The sequence below is a fragment of the Sporosarcina sp. CAU 1771 genome, assembly GCF_054482775.1.
Genome location: NZ_JBTLRN010000003.1, coordinates 1 through 24,052, shown reverse-complemented (window position 1 = coordinate 24,052; position 24,052 = coordinate 1). Strand labels below are relative to the sequence as shown.

The 24,052-nt window shown below is 39.8% G+C and carries 22 protein-coding genes and 1 other annotated feature; of the genes, 4 read left to right on the top strand and 18 right to left on the bottom strand.

The genetic code is table 11. The features are described 5' to 3' along the window. Window positions 1-130 precede the first annotated feature (130 nt). From ACXYMX_RS04025 to trpE, 7 genes are all read right to left on the bottom strand, one after another. A complete protein-coding gene (locus tag ACXYMX_RS04025; protein ID WP_459042954.1) occupies window positions 131-1,105 on the bottom strand; it encodes a DUF4003 family protein in 975 nt (324 codons plus the stop codon). A 75-nt stretch (window positions 1,106-1,180) separates the two neighbouring features. After that, the gene (gene trpA / locus ACXYMX_RS04020) at window positions 1,181-1,975 is read right to left on the bottom strand and encodes a tryptophan synthase subunit alpha (protein ID WP_459042953.1); all 795 of its coding nucleotides are present in this window, start codon (window positions 1,973-1,975) and stop codon (window positions 1,181-1,183) included. After that, the gene (gene trpB, locus ACXYMX_RS04015) at window positions 1,968-3,167 is read right to left on the bottom strand and encodes a tryptophan synthase subunit beta (RefSeq protein ID WP_459042952.1); all 1,200 of its coding nucleotides are present in this window, start codon (window positions 3,165-3,167) and stop codon (window positions 1,968-1,970) included. The genes trpA and trpB overlap by 8 nt, the downstream gene beginning before the upstream one ends. A 3-nt stretch (window positions 3,168-3,170) precedes the next feature. Next, window positions 3,171-3,785 (bottom strand): phosphoribosylanthranilate isomerase, encoded by a 615-nt coding sequence (locus tag ACXYMX_RS04010; RefSeq protein ID WP_459042951.1) that lies wholly within the window; start codon window positions 3,783-3,785, stop codon window positions 3,171-3,173. After that, on the bottom strand, window positions 3,782-4,570 hold the full coding sequence (gene trpC, locus ACXYMX_RS04005; protein WP_459042950.1) for an indole-3-glycerol phosphate synthase TrpC: 789 nt from the start codon (window positions 4,568-4,570) through the stop codon (window positions 3,782-3,784). The genes ACXYMX_RS04010 and trpC overlap by 4 nt, the downstream gene beginning before the upstream one ends. After that, window positions 4,567-5,604: an anthranilate phosphoribosyltransferase gene (gene trpD, locus ACXYMX_RS04000; protein ID WP_459043163.1), complete on the bottom strand. Its 1,038-nt coding sequence runs from the start codon at window positions 5,602-5,604 to the stop codon at window positions 4,567-4,569. Before trpD ends, trpC begins: the two co-directional genes overlap by 4 nt. Window positions 5,605-5,646: 42 nt before the next feature. After that, a complete protein-coding gene (gene trpE / locus ACXYMX_RS03995; protein WP_459042949.1) occupies window positions 5,647-7,017 on the bottom strand; it encodes an anthranilate synthase component I in 1,371 nt (456 codons plus the stop codon). Window positions 7,018-7,087: 70 nt separating this feature from the next. Then, window positions 7,088-7,330, bottom strand: a binding site (T-box leader). Between the two features lie 707 nt (window positions 7,331-8,037). On the opposite strand from trpE, the gene rluF reads away from it, so the two are divergent. Further along, window positions 8,038-8,742: a 23S rRNA pseudouridine(2604) synthase RluF gene (gene rluF, locus ACXYMX_RS03990; RefSeq protein ID WP_459042948.1), complete on the top strand. Its 705-nt coding sequence runs from the start codon at window positions 8,038-8,040 to the stop codon at window positions 8,740-8,742. A gap of 37 nt (window positions 8,743-8,779) precedes the next feature. Here rluF and ACXYMX_RS03985 read toward each other — a convergent pair whose 3' ends face one another. The 3 genes from ACXYMX_RS03985 to ACXYMX_RS03975 form a co-directional block, all read right to left on the bottom strand. Next, the gene (locus tag ACXYMX_RS03985; protein WP_459042947.1) at window positions 8,780-9,460 is read right to left on the bottom strand and encodes a GNAT family N-acetyltransferase; all 681 of its coding nucleotides are present in this window, start codon (window positions 9,458-9,460) and stop codon (window positions 8,780-8,782) included. Window positions 9,461-9,518: 58 nt separating this feature from the next. Beyond that, window positions 9,519-11,033 carry an acetyl-CoA hydrolase/transferase family protein gene (locus ACXYMX_RS03980; protein ID WP_459042946.1) on the bottom strand — a complete coding sequence of 505 codons (1,515 nt, stop codon included), beginning with the start codon at window positions 11,031-11,033 and terminating at the stop codon, window positions 9,519-9,521. Between the two features lie 125 nt (window positions 11,034-11,158). Next, the gene (locus ACXYMX_RS03975) at window positions 11,159-11,803 is read right to left on the bottom strand and encodes a LytTR family DNA-binding domain-containing protein (RefSeq protein WP_459042945.1); all 645 of its coding nucleotides are present in this window, start codon (window positions 11,801-11,803) and stop codon (window positions 11,159-11,161) included. 128 nt (window positions 11,804-11,931) lie between these two features. Between ACXYMX_RS03975 and ACXYMX_RS03970 the strand changes: the two genes are divergently transcribed. Further along, window positions 11,932-12,567, top strand: coding sequence for a CBS domain-containing protein (locus tag ACXYMX_RS03970; protein WP_459042944.1), 636 nt, complete (start codon window positions 11,932-11,934; stop codon window positions 12,565-12,567). Window positions 12,568-12,608: 41 nt separating this feature from the next. On the opposite strand, the gene ACXYMX_RS03965 is transcribed toward ACXYMX_RS03970, so the two are convergent. The 3 genes from ACXYMX_RS03965 to ACXYMX_RS03955 form a co-directional block, all read right to left on the bottom strand. Beyond that, complete coding sequence (locus tag ACXYMX_RS03965) at window positions 12,609-13,865, bottom strand: MFS transporter (protein WP_459042943.1); 1,257 nt, start codon at window positions 13,863-13,865, stop codon at window positions 12,609-12,611. A 78-nt stretch (window positions 13,866-13,943) separates the two neighbouring features. Then, window positions 13,944-15,251 carry an alkaline phosphatase family protein gene (locus ACXYMX_RS03960; RefSeq protein ID WP_459042942.1) on the bottom strand — a complete coding sequence of 436 codons (1,308 nt, stop codon included), beginning with the start codon at window positions 15,249-15,251 and terminating at the stop codon, window positions 13,944-13,946. A 538-nt stretch (window positions 15,252-15,789) separates the two neighbouring features. Then, on the bottom strand, window positions 15,790-16,683 hold the full coding sequence (locus ACXYMX_RS03955; protein ID WP_459042941.1) for a LysR family transcriptional regulator: 894 nt from the start codon (window positions 16,681-16,683) through the stop codon (window positions 15,790-15,792). Window positions 16,684-16,807: 124 nt separating this feature from the next. Here ACXYMX_RS03955 and ACXYMX_RS03950 point away from each other — a divergent pair, with 124 nt between their 5' ends. After that, window positions 16,808-17,998, top strand: a complete 1,191-nt coding sequence (locus ACXYMX_RS03950; protein ID WP_459042940.1) for a coenzyme F420-0:L-glutamate ligase — start codon at window positions 16,808-16,810, stop codon at window positions 17,996-17,998. Window positions 17,999-18,082: 84 nt separating this feature from the next. Here ACXYMX_RS03950 and ACXYMX_RS03945 read toward each other — a convergent pair whose 3' ends face one another. Continuing rightward, window positions 18,083-19,045 (bottom strand): alpha/beta hydrolase, encoded by a 963-nt coding sequence (locus ACXYMX_RS03945; RefSeq protein WP_459042939.1) that lies wholly within the window; start codon window positions 19,043-19,045, stop codon window positions 18,083-18,085. A gap of 190 nt (window positions 19,046-19,235) precedes the next feature. After that, window positions 19,236-19,460, bottom strand: coding sequence for a hexameric tyrosine-coordinated heme protein (locus ACXYMX_RS03940; RefSeq protein WP_459042938.1), 225 nt, complete (start codon window positions 19,458-19,460; stop codon window positions 19,236-19,238). A gap of 205 nt (window positions 19,461-19,665) precedes the next feature. Between ACXYMX_RS03940 and ACXYMX_RS03935 the strand changes: the two genes are divergently transcribed. After that, entirely contained in the window at window positions 19,666-20,208 is a 543-nt protein-coding gene (locus tag ACXYMX_RS03935) for an ECF transporter S component (protein ID WP_459042937.1), read from the top strand. A 610-nt stretch (window positions 20,209-20,818) separates the two neighbouring features. On the opposite strand, the gene lepB is transcribed toward ACXYMX_RS03935, so the two are convergent. The 3 genes from lepB to ACXYMX_RS03920 all read right to left on the bottom strand — a co-directional run bounded on the left by lepB (window position 20,819) and on the right by ACXYMX_RS03920 (window position 23,841). Next, the gene (gene lepB / locus ACXYMX_RS03930; RefSeq protein ID WP_459042936.1) at window positions 20,819-21,640 is read right to left on the bottom strand and encodes a signal peptidase I; all 822 of its coding nucleotides are present in this window, start codon (window positions 21,638-21,640) and stop codon (window positions 20,819-20,821) included. Continuing rightward, window positions 21,624-22,133 (bottom strand): RNA polymerase sigma factor, encoded by a 510-nt coding sequence (locus ACXYMX_RS03925; protein WP_459042935.1) that lies wholly within the window; start codon window positions 22,131-22,133, stop codon window positions 21,624-21,626. The genes lepB and ACXYMX_RS03925 overlap by 17 nt, the downstream gene beginning before the upstream one ends. A 1,327-nt stretch (window positions 22,134-23,460) precedes the next feature. Then, entirely contained in the window at window positions 23,461-23,841 is a 381-nt protein-coding gene (locus ACXYMX_RS03920) for a DUF3221 domain-containing protein (RefSeq protein ID WP_459042934.1), read from the bottom strand. Window positions 23,842-24,052: the final 211 nt, after the last annotated feature.

Sequence of the window (24,052 nt, the reverse complement as noted above, 5' to 3'; positions counted from 1 at the left end):
TCTTTCACGATTTAACGCAATGTTTCGAATGTTTCGCATCCGGTAACAAGTAATTATACATACAAAAATGGAACCCCACGGTACTTTATCAGGGTTCCTCCTACTATTTTTAATGCGATTGGTAAGTCCATCAATTGTTTGATGAACTTGCTGATGAGGTTGCTGCCATAGCTGCGATTGTTGCCGCCATAACTGCCTGTTGCGCTTGCATAATCAATTCAATAGAAGCAACGAGACTTATTCCGGTTTCTTGAACAGTGTCTGTTAACTCTTGCATATAATATCCAATCGCAATGGATAACGCCATTTCCTTTCTCCACTTAAACGGGGGGGACTGTTCTAAGGAACGAGTAAGCTCAACAATTTTTAATAACTCTTTTTCCTTTGCATTGAACACCGCTAGAAATCCTATCATTGGATAGTGCACAACTCGTACTTTTGTTTCCCGTTTAAAGTATTCCAGCACACTTTTTGCACGAGACACTAAATTTGAATCAAATGTAATATCTAGGTAAGTCAGTACTTGAGACATCCACTGCAATTCATTTCCCGAACGAAACTTTTCCACACGGAGAGCATTATAGTATGCACGCATCGCTTTGGCATGATCCACAGGATTTTCATTTCTTTTACCGAGTAACACAGAATAGGCGTAATCATCATCAGACGTTAGAAAATAATGCTGTTTTTTCATTTCATCGTATAATTTTTTGGCCTGTATTGCTTCATGATCATATAATTCGGGATTCCCAGACATGAGAAGAGCCGCCAAATACGAATGGATTGTATTTCGAAAACCAACACCCCTCAGCACACGTTGCTTCTCGAATAGACAGTCCGTTTCCCGTTCGATATCGACCTGGGGTTTATCAAGAAATGCTGCCAACATTGGAAGAAGATTGCCGCGGAGTGGTGAAAGCCAACTGGATTTGCTTTTCAGGGCATCCATGGCTCTGCTTAAGGTTTCCGCATTGAATTCGCGCTCGGACGTTACATAATAAGAAGTTATTGTTAAGACAACATTCTTATCTACCGTCCAACCCGCTAATGACTTTACTTGTTCATAAGTTGTTTCAACCTCACGTACAATCCCATTCGTATCCAATTTCGGACAACTCCTTTTATATATGTACGGTTGAAATGAAGAAAAGTTTCACACACGCATTGAATTTCAAATCATTCACGCCTGAGCATGACTGGAACCACTTTTTGATGCATTTACCAAGGATGTGACCTTATCAAAGTCTTCTTCATGAAGTGCATTCACAATTGCACTACCAACAATAACCCCGTCGGCCAATGCACCAATCGATTGGACTTGTTCAGGCGTTGAGATTCCGAATCCCGCCATGACTGGTACAGGGCTAATTTCTTTTAACTGCTGAAAATGTGCTGCCAAATTATCGTCAAAGCCATCGCGTACACCCGTTATTCCGTTAACAGTCACTGCATAAATAAAGCCCTCCCCTGAAGCAGTAATTTTTCGGATACGCTCTATAGGACTAGTCAACGAAACTAATGGAATGAGCGCAATATCTGTTCCTTCAAGTTTATCTTGTACTAAAGCACTTTCTTCGAATGGCAAATCCGGAATAATCAATCCGCTGACTCCACTACGCACACACGCTTCTTTGAACTCTTCAATGCCATATCGAATGATTGGATTTAAATACGTCATAATGACTAACGGAACTGTCACTTCATCTTTAAATGATTCGATTTCTTGTAATACTTTACGTAGCGTTACGCCATGGCCAAGTGCCCGTTCTCCGGCAGCTTGAATAGCTGGTCCGTCCGCCACTGGATCTGAAAATGGTATACCAAGTTCAATCGCTGTCACTCCGGCTTCTTGCAGAAATAAGATATTTCTTTTCAATGTTGAAAGACCATCGTCACCTGCCATGATGTACGGAATAAAAGCTTTATCGCCACTCGCTACACAATCAAGAATCGCATTCATCACTTTCTTAGCCATTCAACCCACCGCCTTTAAGCTCATCTCGAACTGTTTGAACATCTTTATCGCCACGACCTGATAGACAAATAACAAGAATTTCGTCTGATTGCATCGTTTGCGCTAACTCGTATGCATACTGAACTGCATGTGCACTTTCTAAAGCCGGAATGATCCCCTCTGTTTTCGATAACAATTGAAGACCTTCTAAAGCACCGGCGTCGGTCATTGATGTGTACTTCACACGACCAATATCATGTAAATAACAATGTTCAGGCCCTACAGCTGGATAATCTAGCCCCGCTGAAATCGAATGTGCCTCCTGGATAAGTCCATCTTCATCTTGCAAAATATACATATAAGCGCCATGAAGAACGCCTTCTTTACCTCCTGCAAGTGCCGCTGCATGAAGTCCGGTTTCAATTCCACTACCCGCAGCTTCTACGCCATACAATGCAACGCCTTCATCTTCCACAAAAGGATGGAACATGCCGATCGCATTACTTCCACCGCCGATACATGCGACAACTGCATCCGGTAAGCGATTTTCTTTTTCTAGAATTTGCTGCCTAGTTTCTACACCTATCACTCGTTGAAAATCACGAACAATTCTTGGGAACGGGTGTGGGCCAAGTGCTGATCCTAAAATATAATGCGTATCTTCTACATTCGAAACCCAGTAACGAAGCGCTTCGTTCACAGCATCTTTTAACGTTCCTGCACCTTGATCGACCGAAACAACTTTCGCCCCTAATAATTCCATTCGGAAAACGTTCAGTTCCTGTCTACGAACATCTTCCTTTCCCATAAAAATCGTACATTCTAAATCGAAGAGAGCACAGACCGTTGCAGTCGCTACACCGTGTTGACCCGCACCTGTTTCAGCAACAATTTTCTTTTTACCCATTCGTACAGCAAGCAGTGCTTGACCAACTGTATTATTTATTTTATGTGCGCCAGTATGGTTTAAATCTTCTCGTTTTAGATAGATTTTTGCTCCACCGGCTAATTTTGTTAACCGTTCTGCAAAGTAAAGAGGTGTTTCACGACCCACGAATTCTTTTAAATAATAATTCACTTCATCGGTGAATGTTTGGTCAGCAATTGCCTCATCATACGCTGTTTCAAGTTCAAGTAATGCCGTCATTAACGTTTCAGGGACGTACTGCCCTCCAAATTTTCCGTATCTTCCTGCTACTTGTTGTTCTCCCATCACTTATCTCTCCTTATCTTTCACTGCATGAATAAACGCTTGGATTCGTTGTGGATCCTTTCTTTTACCTGTTTCTACACCACTCGATACATCAACCATAAAAGGTTTCACTCTTCGAATCGCTTCTTTTACATTTTCAACGTTCAATCCGCCTGCAAGAATGATTTTATCCGAAGGAACATCCGAGTCGTTGAGCAATTCCCAATCAAATGGCACTCCGCTTCCACCTTTATATATCGTCCCAGGTGTGTCAAACAAATAATATTCGGCGGGATATACCTTCGCTTGTAGTACATCGTCTGTACTTTTAACCGCTACGACTTTAATGGAAGGAAGCCCAATATTCTTTATGTATTCGGCACTTTCATCGCCATGAAATTGAACGTAATCTAAGGGCACTTCGTTATATGCTTGCTCGATTTCTTCTACGGAAGCATTGACAAAAACCCCTATTTTCAACACTCCTGGAGGTATGTGACGGGCAAGTTCTTTCGCTTCACCTATCGATACACGTCGACTACTTGGAGCAAATACAAATCCAATTGCATCAGCTCCTGAATCAACCGCCACTTTTACATGTTCACTTTCCATCAGCCCACAAATTTTCACCTTAGTCATTTTCCTGAACCTACTGCGCGAACTTGCATCGCATGGATGGCTGCTTGAACGTCGCCACTTCGCATTAGGGTTTCTCCGACTAATACAGCTTTTACACCCGCTCTGGCCACACGCATAGCATCTTCTGTTCCGATCAATCCACTTTCACTAATAAGTACACGATCTTCACCAAAAGGGAAAACAGCTGCAACTTCCTCTGTTCGAGCTAAATCTACCTCAAACGTATGCAAGTCTCGGTTATTTACACCGATTAGTTTCGCATCTATCGCTAACGCTCTTTGAAGTTCTGTCGTATCGTGAACTTCAACAAGTACTTCAAGTCCTTGATTTGTTGCATATGCATATAAATTCGTTAGTTCGTCGTCTGTAAGTGCGGCAACAATTAATAAAATAATTGATGCACCCGACTGTTTTGCTTTATCAATTTGGACTGGATGAACCATAAAATCTTTACATAAAAGTGGGAGTGGAACAGCTTCCGCTACTGCTTGTAAATCAGCAAATGATCCTTTGAAAAAGGAGGAATCTGTTAGGACAGAAACACATGCCGCCCCAGACTGATAATATGCAGTTGCCTGTGCTACAGGATCTGTCCCTTCAGCAATCATTCCTTTAGAAGGTGAAGCCCGTTTCATCTCCGCAATTACATGAATATGATTCGACTCTTTCAGTACTTTGAATAAAGAAGGGCGTTCTATGACATTGGTAGGTTGTATTGGATTTTCAGCTAACATCCGCTCCACTTCAAGACGTTTTTCTACTATGATTTCATCCAAAATAGTCATTTTGTTAACTCCTTTTGTTCAACTTTTTTACTGAACGCAATAACAGCCTCAAGCTTTTGCAAGGCACGCCCTGATACTATACTTTCTATTGCTTGTTGAACGCCTTCGTTAATTGTCTCGGCTTGCCCATTAGCAAATAAACCAATACCTGCATTAAAAACGACCGTATCGAAATGTGGTCCGCGATTGCCTTGTAAAACTGCCCTTAAAATGTCGGCATTTTCATTAGCATCTCCTCCGCGAATTGCTGACAAAGGCGCACTTGTTAAGCCAACGTCTTCCGCAGTCAACGTAAACGGAATTAAATCTCCTTGATCGAGTAGGACAAATGAATTTTGTCCTGCAAGGGATGCTTCATCCATTCCTCCTGCCCCCGAAACAACAACAGCACGCTCTCTTCCAAGCATATGAAGGACGGATGCGTATTCCATCGTGAAATCGAGTTTACTAATCCCTGCAAATTGAGTAGCCAATGGGACTGGATTTGTTAAAGGTCCGACGAGATTAAATATGGTTCGCTTTCCAATCTTTTGTCGAATGCCACCAATTCTTTTCATCTTAGGATGCACATTCGGTGCATAGAGGAACGTAATTCCTTCTTGGCGTAACAGTTCCGTTGTTTCTTCTGTTGTAAAATCAAGTCGAACACCAAGAGCTTCCAATACATCAGCACTTCCTGCCGCACTTGATATTTTTCGGTTCCCGTGTTTCGCAACCTGCGCGCCCGCACCTGCAAGAACAAATGCAGTTGTCGTACTAATATTGAAGCTATTGACTCCGTCTCCACCCGTACCGCAATTATCCATAAATAAGCCTTCGGGAATCTTCACATAATTTGCAAAGGACCTCATAACAGATGCTAACGCAGCAATTTCTAGCGCCGTTTCCCCTTTTTCAGATAAGGCTATTAGAAATTCTTCAATTTCGCCTGCATCTGTCTCTTCATTAAATAAAACGTTCGATGCTTCTTTCATTTCATCATACGTCAAATGCGTTTGTGCCTTTACTTTATCTATATACTCTCTCAACTCAATCTCTCCTATGCTCAGCTCATTTTCTCTTCTCCTAGAGATTTCTTACATTAGTTCTAGAAGAGAGCGTGCTTTATTCACTGTTTCCATATACTCTGTTTCAGGAACCGAACCTTCAACAATTCCTGCTCCCGCCTGGACATACGCTTTACCATCTTTGATAATCAACGTCCGTATTGTTAAGGCAAAGTCCATGTTTCCGTTAAATCCGATATATCCAATTGCACCCCCATAAATTCCGCGGTGGACATTTTCTAACTCGTCGATTAACTCCATTGCGCGCTTTTTAGGAGCTCCGGACACTGTTCCAGCAGGTAGGCAAGCAGAAAGTGCATCGAGTGCATGCATCGAATGAGCAAGCTCACCCTCTACTTCTGAAACGATATGCATTACATGCTGATACCGAACAATTTCTTTATACTTCGTCACATTTACCGTTCCTGGAAGGCAAACCTTTCCGATATCTTCTTTTCCGAGGTCTACGAGCATCTCGTGTTCTGCAAGCTCTTTCGGATCTGCTAGCAACTCTTTTTCAAGCATCTCATCTTCTGCTCGGTCATTTCCACGTCTTCGTGTACCTGCTATTGGATTCGTCATTACAACCCCATTCGATACACCAACTAGGCTTTCCGGAGAGGCACCAACTACCGTATGATCCCCAAACTCCATATAATACATATACGGTGAAGGATTTCGTTTACGAAGTTTCCGGTAGAGTGCAAATGAATCCCCCTTAAAATTAGATTCTAGCCTTCTAGACACAACTATTTGAGATACTTCACCCGCTGCGATATATTCTTTTGATTTTCGGACGATATTTTCAAATTCCTCTTTGGATAAAGAAGACTCAAAATTGGATAACTCATATTCTCCGTTTTCTTCCTCGGAACCATTCGTGATTTGTTCGATTAACTCATCTAAATCATATCGGCTCCGTTCTGCACCTATTTCTGTTCTTAAAAGAGATACTTCGTGCAAGACGTGATCATAAATAATAATCGTTTCATAAATATTAAAATTGACGTCTGGTAATCCAATCGTATCCACTGGACTATTTTCAGAACTTTGAGCTGTTCCGTAACCAAAGTATCCAACAGCCCCGCCTGTAAATGGAAAATCCACATTATCTATAATTCGAGGCATCAATCTTTTCAGCAAGCCAACTACATCACCTGTGTGCGTATATGTTTTTCCCGTTGCATACACGAATTCTTCTAGCTCATTCCCTCGCCCACGATAAGACTTTCGGGGATCCATCCCCATAAACGAGTATCGCCCTGACCCTTCATGCATTGAAGAACTTTCAAGTAAAAACTTCTGATTTCCTCGCATTCTTCTAAAAATTAGGATTGGTGTGAGTGAATCCCCATCTATTTTTTTCATCATTGTTCGTAATCCTGACTTCCCTCTATTCATATCTTCACTCCTTAGCTATTTGTTTATGAAAATAAAAAAACCCCCTGTAAAAGGACAGTTTTGTCCGATTACAGAGGACGGAAATTACCGCGTTGCCACCTCTAATTGAAGCATTTCTGCTTCCACTTAGCGTACCCACATCCGCTGAATGAAGATGGGTACATCCCGTAACGTGGGATTCTACGTTTCTCTTGAATAACGATTCAAAAGAACTCTCATAAGTCCATTCACACCGGTCGCAAATCAGTTTCCACCAACCACTGACTCTCTGTCCTTACAAACGAGTGCTACTCTTCTTATTCAATAATTTCTCAACTATTCTCATCTCTACTAAACTAATCCGTGGGCGATACCGCTATCGATACCTTCTGCCCTTCTTGTTTTTCATCACGCTTAGCTGCAAGCAAGATGATAAAAAAGTTATTCATATCATAGTACGAGAAGATTTAATTGTCAACCTTTTCTGTTTTTAGGTTAAACTCCGTTAAATAATAATGTTGATAAAGCATATTACACATTAGTGCTGTTGGTTTCTGTTTCAGACCCTAAAAGCGGAAAGATAAAGTTCAATCTTTCCCTGAAAAGCGGAAAGATGAAGTGCGATCTTTCCCTGAAGTGTTCCGGGGGTAGGCGGTGGACCAACCCACTGTTGTTACACCTGACCCGCTGTCCTCCCGGAGTCGCCGTCTTCCACTTCAATCAACTAGGAGTGTACAAAAATCTCTTGCCACACTCCCCCCACGCCACTAACCTTGAATCCAAAAAATCCAGCGCAGAAGCGACAAGTGTGAGCCGAAGTAGTAAGACTGACAGTGAACTTTCTGACGGGCTTACTACGGGAGGCCATCACCAAGCGACGAAGCGATTCTACAAATACTTTATCAACTATCAACAGAGTTAGTTAACATAGCTATAAATTAAAGCAAGTAGACTTGAATCTAATTTAGTTCACCTTTTTGAATATCGATAGCAAAAGCGCTACAATGAAAGAAAGATTCTTTCGAAAAGGTGACTTAACTAATGAGAATTAATAAATATTTAAGCGAAGCAGGGATTGTTTCAAGGCGTGGGGCTGACAAATGGATAGAAGCCGGACGTGTATTGATTAATGGAAAAGTTGCGGAGTTGGGCAGTAGAGTTGGTGAAACCGATGATGTACAAGTAGACGGAAAACCGGTAAAAACAGAAGAGCAAATCGTTTATATCGCACTCAATAAACCCGTAGGCATTACGAGTACGACCGAACGTCATATAGAAGGCAATGTCGTAGACTTTATCAATCACCCTTTACGTATTTTTCACATCGGACGATTGGACAAAGATTCCAACGGCCTTCTTTTAATGACCAACGACGGCGACATAGTGAATGAAATTTTAAGAGAAGAACACGGTCACGAGAAGGAATATATCGTAACTGTAGATCGTCCATTAACGAAAGAATTCATTCAACAAATGGAGTCGGGGGTTCGTATTTTAGGAACGACTACGAAACCATGTAAAGTAAAGCAACTCGGTCCAAGAAAATTCAACATCACACTAACACAAGGATTGAATCGCCAAATTCGTCGTATGTGTTCAGCGCTTGGCTATAACGTTCGTAGCTTACAACGGACGCGTATTTTGAATATTCACCTTGGTAATTTACCGAATGGACAGTGGCGCGACTTAACTGCATCCGAGTTGACAGAGATGTTTGCGATGATGAATTATACACCAAAACGCTAAAAAGGTGATCCACGTTCACATAACGTGGATCACCTTTTTATTTTCGATAGTGAACGAGCCATCCGCTTTCACTTTCAGCGATTCCGACTCCGCGCCAACCTTCAGAAAGAAGTTTCTGTTGCGCTTGTGTATCTTGCATTGGAATCGATTGTTCGCGTTTATATTCTTTTGGAGCAACGTGTAAATTCCGTACAAATACATATCGGAGCATACCGCCATATTTTGGTTTAAGCGCTGCAACTTCCATTTGCTGTGCAAACTTGTCTTTCAAGCTGGCTATATTGAACGGTGCAACTGTTGAACATACATAGGTATATTCTTCTCGTAACTGGTCCATCAAAACCGTTGCCATCTTCTGTTGAAGACGATTGCCCCGGTAGGAAGGGAGCACGTTTGTGATTTCCTGGTAGACGATGGATGAATGTTCCGAAGCATCTAGTCCGATATCATACCCCAAGTGTTCTTCATCGTTATCAGGAGCAAGGGTAGCACGAAATGCGATGAGTCTGTCATCTGCAAATACTCCGACTACCAGTCCCGCGCCAGAAAACATATGTGTAAACTCCTCTTTCGATAACGGTTCTAAAAACTCTTTATTGGCAAGGGTACCGATGACTTCTTTTTGTATTTCTAAAATTGCATCGATGTCGACCAACTGCAGTTTCCGAATGGAATACGGAACTCCTTCTTTTAAATAACCTTCACTTAAAATACCCATCTCCACACCACCATTCGCTTTTCGTACCCCTACTATATCATTATCATTCTTCGTTTCATCAGACGAGCTCTGCAACTCGCTCTCGCATCGTTCCATTTTGCATTAAATTCGTATGCCAAGAAAAAGCTTTTTCCAATACATGTGGTGTGTGGCCGCCTCTTTCAAGAGCTTCCTCATTGTACGCACGTAGTTGCTCACGATACATTGGATGCGCACAATTTTCGATAATTAAGTCAACACGTTCTCTCGGCGCAAGCCCTCGTAAATCTGCATATCCTTGTTCTGTCACAATAACGTCAACGTCATGCTCTGTATGATCGACATGAGAAACAAATGGAACGATGCTTGAAATGTCGCCGCCTTTTGCAATCGATTTTGTAACAAAAATTGCAAGGCGTGCGTTTCGAGCAAAATCGCCAGATCCACCAATGCCGTTCATCATTTTCGTACCCGTTACATGTGTTGAATTGACATTGCCGTAAATATCTAACTCAAGAGCGGTATTGATTGAGATCAAGCCCAGACGACGGATGATTTCTGGATGATTTGAAATTTCCTGAGGACGCATAATTAACTTATCTCGGTACTTTTCAAAGTTGTTGAATACATGGTCCATCTTCTTTTCAGATAAGGTAATTGCCGAACTGGATGCAAACTTAACTTTTCCTGCATCTATCAAATCAAAAACAGCATCTTGCAACACTTCGGAATACACTTCTAGGTCCTCGAATTCCGAATTTAACATTCCGTGAAGTACGGCATTCGCAACGGAGCCAATTCCTGATTGCAAAGGTGCAAGTCGTTCTGTCAATCTCCCCGCCTGAACTTCTGAACGTAAAAATGTTAATAGATGTTCTGCCATAATTTCCGTTTCGTGATCAGGCTCTTCAATTGTAGACGGTGAATCCAACTGGTTTGTGAAAACAATCCCGCGAACTTTTTCAACGTCAATCGGTATCCCAATCGTACCAATGCGGTCGACCGCTTTCATCATAGGTATCGGTTCCCGCTCTCCTTGTTTCCCCGGAGCATACAAGTCGTGTAACCCTTCTAACTCCGTCGAATGGGCAGTGTTAATTTCTATGACAATATTTTTTGCGTGCTGTGCAAATAGCATTGAATTACCAACAGAGGTCGTTGGTATAATCATTCCGTCTTCCGTTATTGAAACCGCTTCCACTATAGCGAAGTCAATTGCTTCGATAACTTCTCCTCGTATGAGTTCTGCCACATGGGACAAATGAAGGTCGACAAATAGATGTTCACCTGCGTTAATTTTGTTTCGCATTGTACGATCGGCTTGAAATGGCAGTCTTTTATTAATAATCCCAGCCTCTGCAAACAATCGGTCCACATCTGATCCTAAAGATGCACCAGTGAAAACGTTTACTTTGAATCGCTCTGTTTCTGCACGTTTTACCAATGCGAGTGGAACTGCTTTTGCGTCTCCTGCACGTGTAAACCCGCTTAACCCCAATGTCATTCCGTCTTCAATCCAAGAAGCGGCCTTTTCAGGAGTAACAACTAAGTCTTTTAACTCCGTGTGTCTAATTCTGTCCATTTCAATCCCCATGTCCAATTCCCCTTTTCCTAACTTTTAACTAATCGTATCCCAAGATTTTAGAAAAAAGAGAAATCGGGGATTGATTAAGGAATTGTTGACTGAACCAGCACATTCGGTGTCTAAAGCAGAATGAATTAATACCCTAAAAGTCTTCGAAAATAACTGGAATACGATTGACTGACTGGGATTCGCGTTTCATCGTCCATTGCCAATACGAATGTTGAATGCGTATCCGGGTAAATCTCACGAATATGATGGACGTTCACAATAAATGAACGGTGGCAGCGTATAAATGTTTCTCGAGGCAATATATACTCAAATTCTTGTAACGTGTGTTTATGTGTGCCTTGAAAATTATTAGCTATGATATGCGTTTTTCGATCCTTTACTTCAATGTATTTGACATCTGCAAAAGGTGTAGGAATCCAACCGTCTTGTGTTTTTATAGTGACAACAGATTTCCCATCTGTAAATGCAGGGTGAATGGCTAGTACGCAACCTTCCAACTTTCCTTCATGTTCGAAAGGAACTGCCATTCCGTGATAGGGCACGCCAAATACGTCCCGATTCATAAACTCCGACACCTTGTGATTCTCAGCCAACGCTTTAAATGCAATTGTTCCCTCTTTTACAGGATCGCCTGGCTTTATTTTCAAGTCAATTCGCTTACTTGGGCGATAATATATATATTCTGTTGTATTTGAAACAGCAATTGATATTTCATCCGAAAACAGCTCTCCTATAACATCTAACAGAGATACAATGGTTAACCTCTCCACAAGAAAACTCCTTTCAATTTAGCATTATGAAAAATAGCTTGTATTGTTATCTTCTACCTTCTCCCTTATAATATAGTATAATCGTAATCGAAAAATTTCGATAATACGAATTGTAAGGGGGAGAATGTATGTATGTAAGAGATTTGTATTTGGAAAAACATGAAGTGGTAAGCGTTAACAACGAACAAAGTGTTTCTGAAGTACTTGAAATCATTAAAGAAAGTGGTTATCGATGCATTCCTGTCGTGGATAAAAACGACATGTACAAAGGAATGATTTACAAAGTCCACTTAATGGAAGATCTTTATGAAAATAACGGGGATAAAGATGCGACGATTGACCACTTATTGGAACATCAAACTATCTTTATTCATAAAATGTCATCTTTCTTAAGTGCTTTAGTTAAAATCAAAGCGTTACCGTTTGTTAGTGTTGTGGAAGATGGAAAACTCATCGGTATTTTAACACACAACAAAGTTGAAAGTGTTTTAGAAGATGCTTTCGGCCTTAATACTGGTGGTATAAACATTACACTTTCCTCAATTGAAGCAAAAGGAATGATTGAGAAATTAACGAAAACACTCCGGGGTGAAAATATCGAGGGAATGTTCACACTCGACAACGGTTCTGTCATTGCTCGACGAGTCGTTATCACTTTAGAGAGCGATCGCTCTGAAGAAGATATTGAAGTCTTGAGAGAAAAACTCGAGAAAAACGGTTTTAGAATCCTTCACATCGATAACATTGAAAAATTAAAGAGTTAACGAAAAACGAGGACGCATCTGCGTCCCCGTTTTTTTGTCTATTAAATTGGATCTACTTCTGGTTCAGGTACAAATTTGAGAACGGTGATTCCGATAATAAACAAAATAACTAGACTAAATACCCCATACGATGTATTTCCTGTCACTTGTGCGGTTACACCAACTAATAACGGTCCCATGACAGAGGCGAATTTCCCGAAGATATTATAAAACCCGAAAAACTCATTGGATTTCTCTTTGGGTACAAGTTTTGCAAAATACGAACGACTCAAAGCTTGAATTCCGCCTTGGGAAGTTGCAACAAGCATCGCTAAGATCCAAAAGTCAGTTTCTGTTTTCATAAAAAATGCATAAATACAAACAATTATATAAACTATGATTCCTACGTAAAGCATCTTTTTCCCTGTAAATCTTTGAGACAAGCGTCCGTAAATAATTGCAAAGGGTGCTGCCACGATTTGTGTTACCAATAAAATAATAAGCAGCGATGTTGCTCCAATCCCTAAATCAGTTCCGTAAGCAGTGGACATCGAAATAATTGTTCCTACACCATCAATATAAAAGAAATAGGCAATTAGAAACAAAAACACATGTCGATACTTTCGTATATCTTTAAATGTTGCACCTAGCCTTTTAAAACTTCCCCCCAATATACTTGAATCTCGAGGAACCGAGTGGATTTGAACAACATTTCTTAGCATCGGGATTGTAAATACAAACCACCAGACACCTGTAAGTACAAAGGCTAACCTTGTTGCTATAGCCATCGAAATTGGGATAATTTCATTTTCCGCCAATAAAATAAGGGCAATACTAATAATAAAGGGGACGGCTCCACCAATATATCCGATTCCAAAACCCCTTGCAGAAACGGTATGCATTCGTTTGGTAGGGGTCACATCTACCAAAAATGCATCGTAAAATATATTGGCTCCGTGAAATCCTACGGCTGTAACCGAATAAATCATTAATAACAAAATCCAATTCCCGTCTGGAACGAATGCCAAAGAAACCGTTGAGACAGATCCTAACGCAAAAAAGAAAAAGAAAAACCTCTTTTTTAATCCGTCATAATCCGCAATTGCCCCTAAGATTGGCCCAATCATTGCCAATATAAAAGTTGCTGCGGCGACGGCATACCCTAAATACGCAGTAGAATCTGCATTCGCAACACCAGCGCTTGTTGCTACGGATTTATAGAAAATCGGAAATACGGCGGTCGTAATAATAATTGAATACGCTGAGTTTGCCCAATCGTAAAGCATCCAACTATTCTCTAATTTACTAAACTTCCTCATACCCTTCCCCCTTTCATCTAACTGTCTTTCTTTTAGTTTACATTAAATTCAGTTAGTATATATGCATCTAAAGAAATATTATTCAGTTAATAACTCTTCAACTATTCTTCCATCTGTATTTCCTAAATTGAGTCCTAGTAACCGTGCAAAGGTCGGCCCCTCGTCAATTAACCGCATCGATTGAATAGCCAGATTAGGATTTATCCCCTTGCCTTTTGCTACAAAAACTGTTGAATAGGAATCTTTAGTCGGTGAATATCCGTGAGAGGCATGTGTGTACTTACCGGATACTACATCATTTTCTGTAATCACATCGATTGCATCACCCTCTATATGTTCTGTGAAATAGTAACCACGCCTTGCTTCTACCATAAAAGCGGCTTGGTCATCCGCACCTAATTGACCTACTTCTTCACTAGTAAATACATGTTCTATTCCATTTTCTTCATTCATCATAAGCGAGTGAAGTAATGCGCCTACACGCTCTTTCGTTCGACGATCCTCTTTGTTCTTCAAGTAAATATATGCCGAGCCATCATTGCTTTTGCAATAAGCTTGCCAATCCTTTACTTTTCCGCGTTTATTAACTTGAATGAGTCCACTTTCTCTTAAAAGTACGTTTAACTTCACAGCATGGGAATGATCCAATGCACTATGATCACCAAGTGCTACAACCGTTGAATTGTCATAAATTCCACTTTCTTTCAATGCAGCAATGATTTTCCCCAATCGAGCATCGTGACGTTTCAGTGCATTATGCGCTTCTTTCGAATTGAATCCATGTGCATGACGCATCGAGTCTAAATCCACAAGATGAATTAACATTAGATCTGGTTTCTTCGTTTTTATCGTGTGAACAGTGGATTCCGTAACAAAGTCATCCAATTCCGGTTGGGCAATACCATTTCGAAGATGACCAAACCTTTTATTCATATCCAATTGATACATTTTACTTCCATTCATTAGAGAAACAGCAATTTGGTGGTGCCAAGGTCTATTTGCAAAAATCTCCGGTATGTGAAAATCAATTTTTGCCTTTGCCGTCACAGGCCATAGCAACGCAGCAGTAGTCATACTCGCTTTCCTGGCTTCATCATACAAGGTTGTCCCTTTGATATGATTGCGTTGCCAGTACCAATCCGGAGAGGACTTGCGGGGCTCTAGCAATGTGTTTGCTACAATACCGTGACGCTTTGGGCTGTTCCCCGTTATTATACTAGCGTGACATGGGTATGTTACTGATGGATAGACAGTCTCGACACTTTTACAAATGGCAGCATCTCTAAACAACTCTTGAAAATGTGGTAGCTCCTCTAGTGTTGGTAAATCTAGTGTCGACAAGCAATCGAATGAAATGACAATTAAGTGATCGGTTAAGCGTGGCATATCGTCCCTCCCTAATCGTATTAAACTTAGACGTATCTTTATTCCATTTCCGTATTGTTAAACCTTTAATCCTTAGCTCTGTTAAATAATAATGTTGATAAAACTTAGTACACTATAGTGCTCATGTGAGTGTAATCTAACACGTCGATTTCCGTTTCAGACCCGGAAAGATAAAGTCCGATCTTTTCCTGACGCATTCCGGAGGGCAGGCGGTGGACCAACCCGTTGTTGTTTCACCTGACCCGCTTGTCCTCCCGGAGTCGCCGTCTTCCACTTCAATCAACTAGGAGTGTACAAATCGTATAATTGCACCACTCTTAGTACTGCAATAACCATGAGGTAAATGGAACTAGCGCAGAAGCGACAAGTGTGAGCCGAAGTAGTAAGACCGACAGAGAACTTTCTGACGGGCTTACTACGGGAGGCCATCACCAAGCGCCTAAGCGATATTTCCACCCCTCCCATTCTACAAGGAGTGTACAAATAATTTATCAACTATCAACAGAGTTATTTAACATAGCCTAAACCTTTAATCCTTTTAGAGATTTTGATTACTTCTAATAATATCAACAAATCGGGTTGCCGCTCGTGATAATGGGACATTCTTCAAATAGCACACTCCTATGCTTCTTTTGGGGATTTCGTCGATTAATTGAACTTGATGGACGATTCCTTTTTGTAAGTATTCCTGCGAAAATTCTTTTGTAACGCACGCAATCCCTAAATTTATTTTTGCAAATTCCAACAATAGGTCATGCGAACCTAGTTCGAATTCTGGAGAAATCTTTATTCCTTTAGAAAGAATGTATTCTTCTACATACTTTCTTGAATTCGATTTGGATTCTAGAAATATTAGTCGCATTTGTACCAATTCTTCCAAAGAAATAGGTTTTGATAACCTTCTTTTATACTTTTCTCCACATACAAAAACATCGTGAACATCCATACATGGCAGTAATTCTAACGAAGGGTCCTCAAGTGGAAAGTTACAAATAACGATATCAACGTCCCCCGCTTTTAAAGATGTACATAGTTCCGTCGTTGTGCCGTTTACAATCTTAAAACTGATATTTGGATATCCATTGTGGAATGCTTCTAAATAAGGGAGTAAGTAATGCCTTGAAATCGTATCCCCTACGCCGATTTTTAATTCTCCTGAAGTTAAGTTTTTTAACTCCAGCATCTTTTCTTCTCCGGCATGGAGTATTTGAATGGCTGAATTTGCATATTCAAACAACAGAGTTCCTTCATGTGTCAAAGAAACTCCTTTGGATGTCCGGTTAAACAGACGTGTATCCAATTCTTTTTCTAACTGCATGATCGCCTGACTGACGGCTGGTTGTGTCATATAAAGGACTTTAGCCGCTTCCGAAAAACTTACGCTTTTTCCTACCTGACAAAATATTTTATATAAATCAAGTTTACTAATCATATAAGCCCACCTTATACCCATCATTCAATATATTAATTTTACTTATACCACTAATATGGTGTATATTACAAGTAGATCTTTAAAGAATTCAACTTAAATTTGCTAATCATAAGGAGCGATATTAATGGAAAGAGTTGTTGGAACAGTTGCTAGGGGTCTTCGTTGCCCAATCATCAATCGTGGAGATAACGTAGAACAAATCGTTGTTGATAGCGTACTAAAAGCTTCAGAAGTTGAAGGTTTTACAATTAATGATAAAGATATTGTTTCCATAACAGAATCCATTGTTGCACGTGCTCAAGACAATTATGCAACAATCGATCACATCGCCAAGGATATTGAAGCCAAATTCGGAGACGATACAATCGGTGTCATTTTCCCAATTTTAAGTCGAAACCGCTTTGCAAATTGTCTTCGCGGAATTGCTAAAGGTGCTAAAAAAGTAGTAATTATGCTTAGTTATCCATCTGATGAAGTGGGCAACCATTTAATCAGCTTAGATTCTTTGGATGAAAAAGGCATTAATCCATGGACAGATGTACTAACAGAAAAAGAGTTCCGTGAGCTCTTTGGTTACCAAAAACATACCTTCACAGGTGTCGACTATATCGAATACTACAGGTCGTTGGTAGAGGAGTTTGGAGTTGAATGTGAAATCATTTTCTCTCAAAAACCGAAAACGATTTTGAAATATACGAAAAATGTCTTAACTTGTGATATTCATACACGTCTTCGTACAAAGCGCATTTTAGAAGAAAATGGTGCTGAAAAAGTATTTACATTAGATGATATTTTATCCGAATCTATTGATGGCAGTGGCTATAACGAGGAATACGGTCTTTTAGGTTCAAATAAAGCGACCGAAGATAGCGTTAAACTTTTCCCGCGTAATTGCCAACCTATCGTCGATAATATCCAACGTATGTTGTTTGAGAAAACAGGAAAAGTTCTTGAAGTCATGGTCTACGGAGATGGTGCTTTTAAAGACCCTATCGGAAAGATCTGGGAACTTGCGGATCCTGTTGTCTCACCTGCTTTTACACCAGGACTCGTCGGTAAACCTAACGAAATCAAATTAAAATACCTTGCAGATAATAACTTTTCTGAGCTGCGCGGGGACGAACTAAAAAATGCTGTTTCTGAGTTTATTGATAGCAAAGGCGAAGACTTAGTTGGTTCAATGGAAGCACAAGGTACAACGCCACGTAACCTAACAGACTTAGTTGGTTCTCTCTCCGATTTAACATCTGGTAGCGGAGACAAAGGAACACCTATTGTCTTCATCCAAGGTTACTTTGATAATTTTACAAATTAATTTAAAATTAAACAATGCCCTTAATCGATTGATTCGATTAAGGGCATTGTTATTTCTATTAAATCACTTGATACATACGGACTGCTAGTTAATGTACCGATTTAGAAATTCATTCAATTTCACTTTGTACTTTTCTTCATCCATCGCAAAGGATTCACCATGATTGGCATTGGCTATAATTAGAATTTCTTTATCACTCGTCGTCTGCATATATAACTTCTTTGCCATCTCTGTCGGAACAAACGTGTCGCTATCCCCGTGAATATAAAGGACTGGAACGTTCGTTTTTTCAACTGCCCTCAATGTACTCGCTTCTCTAAATGAATAACCTGCTCTTATTTTCGTTAACAAACTTGTGCTGTCTAGTAACGGAAATGCAGGTAAGTTAAACATTCGATTCATTTGATATTTGAATAATTGATAGACAGACCCATACGGACTGTCCGCTATTATTGCTTTAACTTGGCTTGGCAATTCCTCCCCACTAGCCATTAATACAGTTGCTGCTCCCATCGATAAACCATGATAGGCCACTTCAACATCGTCCCCTAATTTCTCCACCAAAAGATTGGTCCAGTCAATCAAATCCAGTCGTTCTGGCCAACCAAAGCCATAATAAGTTCCTTCACTTCTTCCATGGCCGCGTGCATCAGGCATAAATATATTGTAATCTAAGTCCTCATAATAATGCTGTCCGTACAAGCCCATTTGTTTTGCATGCCCTAAATAACCATGTGTTAAGATTACTAATTTATTTGTCGGCTTTGTTGCTTGTAAATAGTAGCCCGACAATTTCAAACCATCATGTGATGTTAGCGCGAGTTGTTCAAATTCTTGATCTGCTACCCAATCTATCCAGCTTCCATTCAAAAAAAGTTCCATCGTCTCTTCTGCTACTTCTAAATCTGCATTCTTCTCAAGGAATTCTTTCGGTCCTCGTTTGATAGCAAGATCATAAAAAAAGAAGCTTCCTATAATTTGAATCAATAAGAAGACTGCGAGAGCAAGAAAAAGAACTTTTTTCCAATTGAATTTAATTGTACTCATTCCCCTTTTTTCTCTACTTTTACTACTAAGATGTATATGACCAGTATAGTAGAAAAGCAGAAAGAAAAGAAAGGAAAACTGTTGATTTCATGAAATTACCAACTAGTTTGAATGAAAAAATAAGACCAGACACTTAAATTACGATGAATCGATTGTGAGGCTGGCCTTATTTATTAGTTAGTATATATTTTCACTTCCAATAATTGTTTGCTGCGGCAACAGTTTGATAGTGAATTGCAATTACTTGCGATGCCATTGTAAGACTATCTGCATTTTCCTCATATTCCGGACGAAGCTTTTTTCGAATTTCCGCCGATGGTTGCGTATATCCCACACCTTTTCGAGCTAGCGTTATTGCTAATTCAAATCCCTCTTGCGGTGTTTTTGTTTGTAAACTCGTTAGCCATTCACTCATAAAAATTGCCTCCTCTATTTATATATGTTGTATTAAAAATATAACAAAAACGGTCTGAAAAGTCCAAATATTTTGAGGTTAGATTCCGAAGAGGAATGAACGTTCAAACTGACCCCTACAATTCATTACCAATTGACACTTTTAAAGATACCAAGCATTTGATAAAGTTATCACTAATAACCAACTAGATTAGGGAGGCTTTTCAATGACCGTACACAAACTAGAACTACCATCTACAAAAACACGCACGTTAGATTTAGTAATTACTTCTATGTTAATCGCATTAATATTTGTCGCAACCATGTTATTAAATATTAAGTTGCCCATTACTGCTAACGGTGGTTTAGTCCACCTTGGGACTGCTATGCTCTTTATCATTGCGGTTTTGTTTGGTCCAAAGAAAGCTGCAATTGCAGGTGCTGTCGGGATGGGATTATTTGATTTAATCGCGGGATGGACACTTTGGGCACCTTTCACATTTGTGATACGTGGTTTTCAAGGGTATCTTGTTGGTAGGATTGCCTGGGCAGGTGGAAGAAACGGAAGAAGTACCGGGTTCAACTTATTAGCTATGATCGTTTCAATTCCTTTTATGATTGCCGGCTATTACATCTGTGAAATGATCCTTTTTAATAGTTTAATTATTCCTCTAGCTTCAATACCTGGAGATGTCGTACAAAACGTTATTGGAATTGCTGTAGCTATTCCTGCTGCTATCGTCTTGAAAAAAATTCGCTTCTTTAAATAAACCAAGTCAATAGAATGATCTTCAGCTAACGGGTTCGGTTGACGGAGAGAAAAACGCAATTAACAATGGAAGTATCATACTAACCAACATTATTTTCAACACCGAATTGACAATACAAGTGGTAAGAAAAAAACGCTCATCTGAGCGTTTTTTGACGTGTATTTTACTATCCTTATTTAACCAAAGCACCTGAGCAGTCTATATAACACGTTGATTTCCGTTCCAGACCCTAAGTGCGGAAAGTTAAAGTTCAATCTTTCCCTAGTGCGGAAAGTTAAAGTTCAATCTTTCCCTAACGCGTTCTGGAGGGCGGGCGGTGGACCAACCCGTCCGCTTCGCTCCCGATGGTTGTTTCACCTGTCTCGCTGATCCTCCCAGAGTCGCCGTCTTGCACTCCAATCAACTATGTGCTAACAAATAAATCTTACTTCACAATCGGGCGCCCGTTTACTAAATACTATGGCAAGTAAATTCTATCCGTATGAATATCATTAACAAACTCTACTCTAATATCATTGTCATAAATTCTTACCCTTTTATCGTCAACTTTTGCCCCACTTTGCGCATTACGTGCGATTTCCACTGCATACTGCGTTCCGTCTAATCTGATTTACTCTTTATATCCAATTACGATTCCTTTAATTTGTTCAATCGGCAATGTTCCATAATCACGGCTATCAATCCCTCTCCACCATTGATCAACCAAAACGAACACCGTATTTTCTTGGACTGTTACGTCATCCATATTTGTATTGAAATAATCCCTCGTCCCTTGTTCATCTTCAATAACGATTGAATCAACTGCTTTGAAGTACTCTTCTTCACCTAAACCGTGCATTGTTGCTTTTCCATAAAATGTATCAAGTAGCTGATTGTCGATATATACTTGCCCATTTTTAATTTCAACGGTTTCGCCAGGCAGTCCGACTACTCTTCCGATATCCATGTCAGGTATTGTAGCATCTTTATTTTTAAGTTGGACAGGAAGTGTGTGATAATATATGACCTGGCCACGTTTTAATTCATTAATATCTTGTGTAACGACAAGTTTGCTATGGTAAGCTGTATCAAAATCATGATTCCCTCTGTCCATTGAATCAGCCCCCCAATCGATTAAAAATGTATCAACCGTTTGTGGAACCACAGTAAGTCTTTCAGGTGTAGATGGATCAGTGATGGAATTGAGAGAAGGATTTCCTGAACTAGTCTCAATCTTATTTTGTAGAAGCGGTATTACACCGACTACGACAGAGAACAACACTACTATCGAAATAATCGATGGTAGCCATTTATTTACTTTGAATCCCTGCTTTATTGGCTCATTCTTAAATAGATGCTTTTTCATCTTTTCCTTTTGCGTAGAAGATAGTTGGATAGGTAGGTCTAGCCTCTCCAACTCTCTTGTTAACTCGTCGTCAGATAAATGTTTCACTTGTAATCCCTCCCCTTTCCAATTCTCTTTTAAATGAAGAAAGCGCCCTCGATAGCCGCATTTTCACTGTACCTTCCGAGCATGATAAAACAGTCGCTGTCTCTTTTGTTGAAAACCCTTTAATTTTTCGTAAAATGATGATTTGCGCATAACTAGGTTTTAATGAATTAAGTGCAACATAAAATTGCTTATGCTGTAAATTAAGCAGCATAATCTCTTCAGGAGAAGAAGCTATGTTGGAATCCATATTACTTGTACGTAAATGATGCATTTGTCGTTTATTTTTACGGTAATAACTCATTGTTGTTGTGTAGGCAATCCTAAAAATCCATGTTTTAATGGAAGACTGTCCTTTAAATCTATGTTCATTTGCAATGACCTTCAAAAATGTTTCCTGCGTTAAGTCCTCTGCGATATGCAAATCTCTAACAATTAATAAAATATAGCTATAAATTGCATCTGAATAGTCATCGAACCACTTTTCACTCGACATCTACCTCACCTCCCTTTCACCCTACACTACTTAGACGCAACGAATCAAAATCGGTAACGGAATTCAAAATGAAAGTTGCTTATTATGTATGGAACAATCGTGATAGTTTAAACAAGCACGAATTTCGATATGATAAAATTAGACTTTTACATTTTTAAATTCTGCTCTTGGCACAAGTAATCTTTTATAGAGGCTGATACAAATACTTAATATAACGAAAAAACCGCGTGAAACCTATTTACAATCTTGGTTTCACGCGGTTTTAATTTTCACCTTTAGTTCTTTACACAAGGTTTTCTATATGAGTTACACATTGGGCTGCTTAAATGATCTGGTAGCAATCGTTTATAATAGTGATAGGAAAGCCTTTGAAGTTATCGCCAGCTTTTCCCCCACTTCACACCTTACGTGAGACTTTCACCTCATACGGCGTTCCAACTAATCCAGATCAATTCAATCATCAACACTTTATGTGTCTCAAGTCTTCCGTTTCAATAAGTCGGTGCCTTCCGTGGAAGGTGAACCTCTATTAGTCTCACAAGAACCTTATTAATCGTATAAGAACTGTCTTGCATGGTTGAAAGAATCTTTCATTAGTCTAGTGGCTATCCCTCCACGTTCATTACACGCTTCGACGGTACTGTGCCACCACTTTCACTGATATGAAAAAAAGTTATACAGTCGCTAGTCTCACGACTATTTTCCTTTTCAACGTTTCACCAGGAGTAAGCCCTCCACGTTATCAGCTTACAACGTTGAATTATATCTATTATAGAACAAACTTAGGTGCTTCCTATGAGCCTGTTAGCATTGCATGTGCCTGTAACACAAGATGGACTTTCATATTCTCGATTCTTACTCATCCACAGCTAACCCTACATTTGGTAGTAAATACATTTCTATATAACGTGCGTCTAGACCCGTACATTCAGAAGTTCGTCAGCAATACAGTATTTTATTGTATTTACATTGCATTCTCACCATATTTGTTCAACCCAAGCATCATGATTCACACCACCCCATCGGGTAGGCTTTCGTCAGCCAAACTGTTACGGTGAATTCTCACGCCTATTAGCCGAGCTTATAACACGCTTTTCCTTACTAATTAGCGGCTACTCGACGCAGGGGAAGCCTTTCAGAGCGTTACCTCCTCATTCGACTTCTCGATATAACCCTTTAATTTTAGAAATCTAAAACTACCTGATCTTTACCGAAATTGTGTGACCACATTTCATTTGAACCAGGAACGTTTCGCACCTGCAAACGCACCCTTTTGCAGAAGAAAATTGAACCAATATCATAAATATTATCACATAGAATTGCTTAATTACTTTGAGATTACATCTATCTTTTCTATTCCACGTTGAGGAGGATCAGAGTCCGCTTGATTTCCGTTCCAATATACAATAACGTGGGTTCCCACCTCTAATTCTTCGTACTTACCTGTTTCGAAACCATAATACGCTCCATCTTTTTCTTGAGCTATTTTTATTAACTCATCATCATTTTTATCGGAAATATCATCTTCACTGATATTTGGTACAACTAATATTTGGCTCCGCCCATCTTGATTCTCTTTTATATCCACAATAATGCCTTCTTGTTGTTCAAAAGAACCGCTCTTATTATCCGTGTTATTTGTTTGGTCTTGCCCACAACCAACTACTAGAAAAATCAATACAACAGATAATGCAAGTAATTTTTTCATTGCTTTCCCCTCCTATTGCATTAGACTTTGTTTTCACTGTTTAGTTACAAAGAGTTTTAAACAATCGTAGCAATAGGTAAGCCTTTGAAGTTATCTCCAACTTTTCCCCTGCTCCGCACGGAACGTGCCAGTTTCCAAGCATTCCGCGTTCCATCTAACGATGGTTTTATTAATTATAAGTTTCAAGTTACTCTTCTTGATTTGGGTTATT

Coding starts and splice junctions, on each gene's coding strand:
- rluF (WP_459042948.1), top strand. CDS start 8,038: ATGAGAATTAATAAATATTTAAGCGAAGCAGGGATTGTTTCAAGGCGT.
- ACXYMX_RS03985 (WP_459042947.1), bottom strand. CDS start 9,460: ATGGGTATTTTAAGTGAAGGTTATTTAAAAGAAGGAGTTCCGTATTCC.
- ACXYMX_RS03945 (WP_459042939.1), bottom strand. CDS start 19,045: ATGAGTACAATTAAATTCAATTGGAAAAAAGTTCTTTTTCTTGCTCTC.
- ACXYMX_RS03925 (WP_459042935.1), bottom strand. CDS start 22,133: ATGTCGAGTGAAAAGTGGTTCGATGACTATTCAGATGCAATTTATAGC.
- ACXYMX_RS03940 (WP_459042938.1), bottom strand. CDS start 19,460: ATGAGTGAATGGCTAACGAGTTTACAAACAAAAACACCGCAAGAGGGA.
- ACXYMX_RS03950 (WP_459042940.1), top strand. CDS start 16,808: ATGGAAAGAGTTGTTGGAACAGTTGCTAGGGGTCTTCGTTGCCCAATC.
- ACXYMX_RS03965 (WP_459042943.1), bottom strand. CDS start 13,865: ATGAGGAAGTTTAGTAAATTAGAGAATAGTTGGATGCTTTACGATTGG.
- ACXYMX_RS03970 (WP_459042944.1), top strand. CDS start 11,932: ATGTATGTAAGAGATTTGTATTTGGAAAAACATGAAGTGGTAAGCGTT.
- ACXYMX_RS03920 (WP_459042934.1), bottom strand. CDS start 23,841: ATGAAAAAATTACTTGCATTATCTGTTGTATTGATTTTTCTAGTAGTT.
- trpB (WP_459042952.1), bottom strand. CDS start 3,167: ATGGGAGAACAACAAGTAGCAGGAAGATACGGAAAATTTGGAGGGCAG.
- trpC (WP_459042950.1), bottom strand. CDS start 4,570: ATGACTATTTTGGATGAAATCATAGTAGAAAAACGTCTTGAAGTGGAG.
- trpE (WP_459042949.1), bottom strand. CDS start 7,017: ATGAATAGAGGGAAGTCAGGATTACGAACAATGATGAAAAAAATAGAT.
- ACXYMX_RS03955 (WP_459042941.1), bottom strand. CDS start 16,683: ATGATTAGTAAACTTGATTTATATAAAATATTTTGTCAGGTAGGAAAA.
- trpA (WP_459042953.1), bottom strand. CDS start 1,975: ATGGCTAAGAAAGTGATGAATGCGATTCTTGATTGTGTAGCGAGTGGC.
- ACXYMX_RS03935 (WP_459042937.1), top strand. CDS start 19,666: ATGACCGTACACAAACTAGAACTACCATCTACAAAAACACGCACGTTA.
- ACXYMX_RS04010 (WP_459042951.1), bottom strand. CDS start 3,785: ATGACTAAGGTGAAAATTTGTGGGCTGATGGAAAGTGAACATGTAAAA.
- ACXYMX_RS03980 (WP_459042946.1), bottom strand. CDS start 11,033: ATGGGGATTGAAATGGACAGAATTAGACACACGGAGTTAAAAGACTTA.
- ACXYMX_RS03960 (WP_459042942.1), bottom strand. CDS start 15,251: ATGCCACGCTTAACCGATCACTTAATTGTCATTTCATTCGATTGCTTG.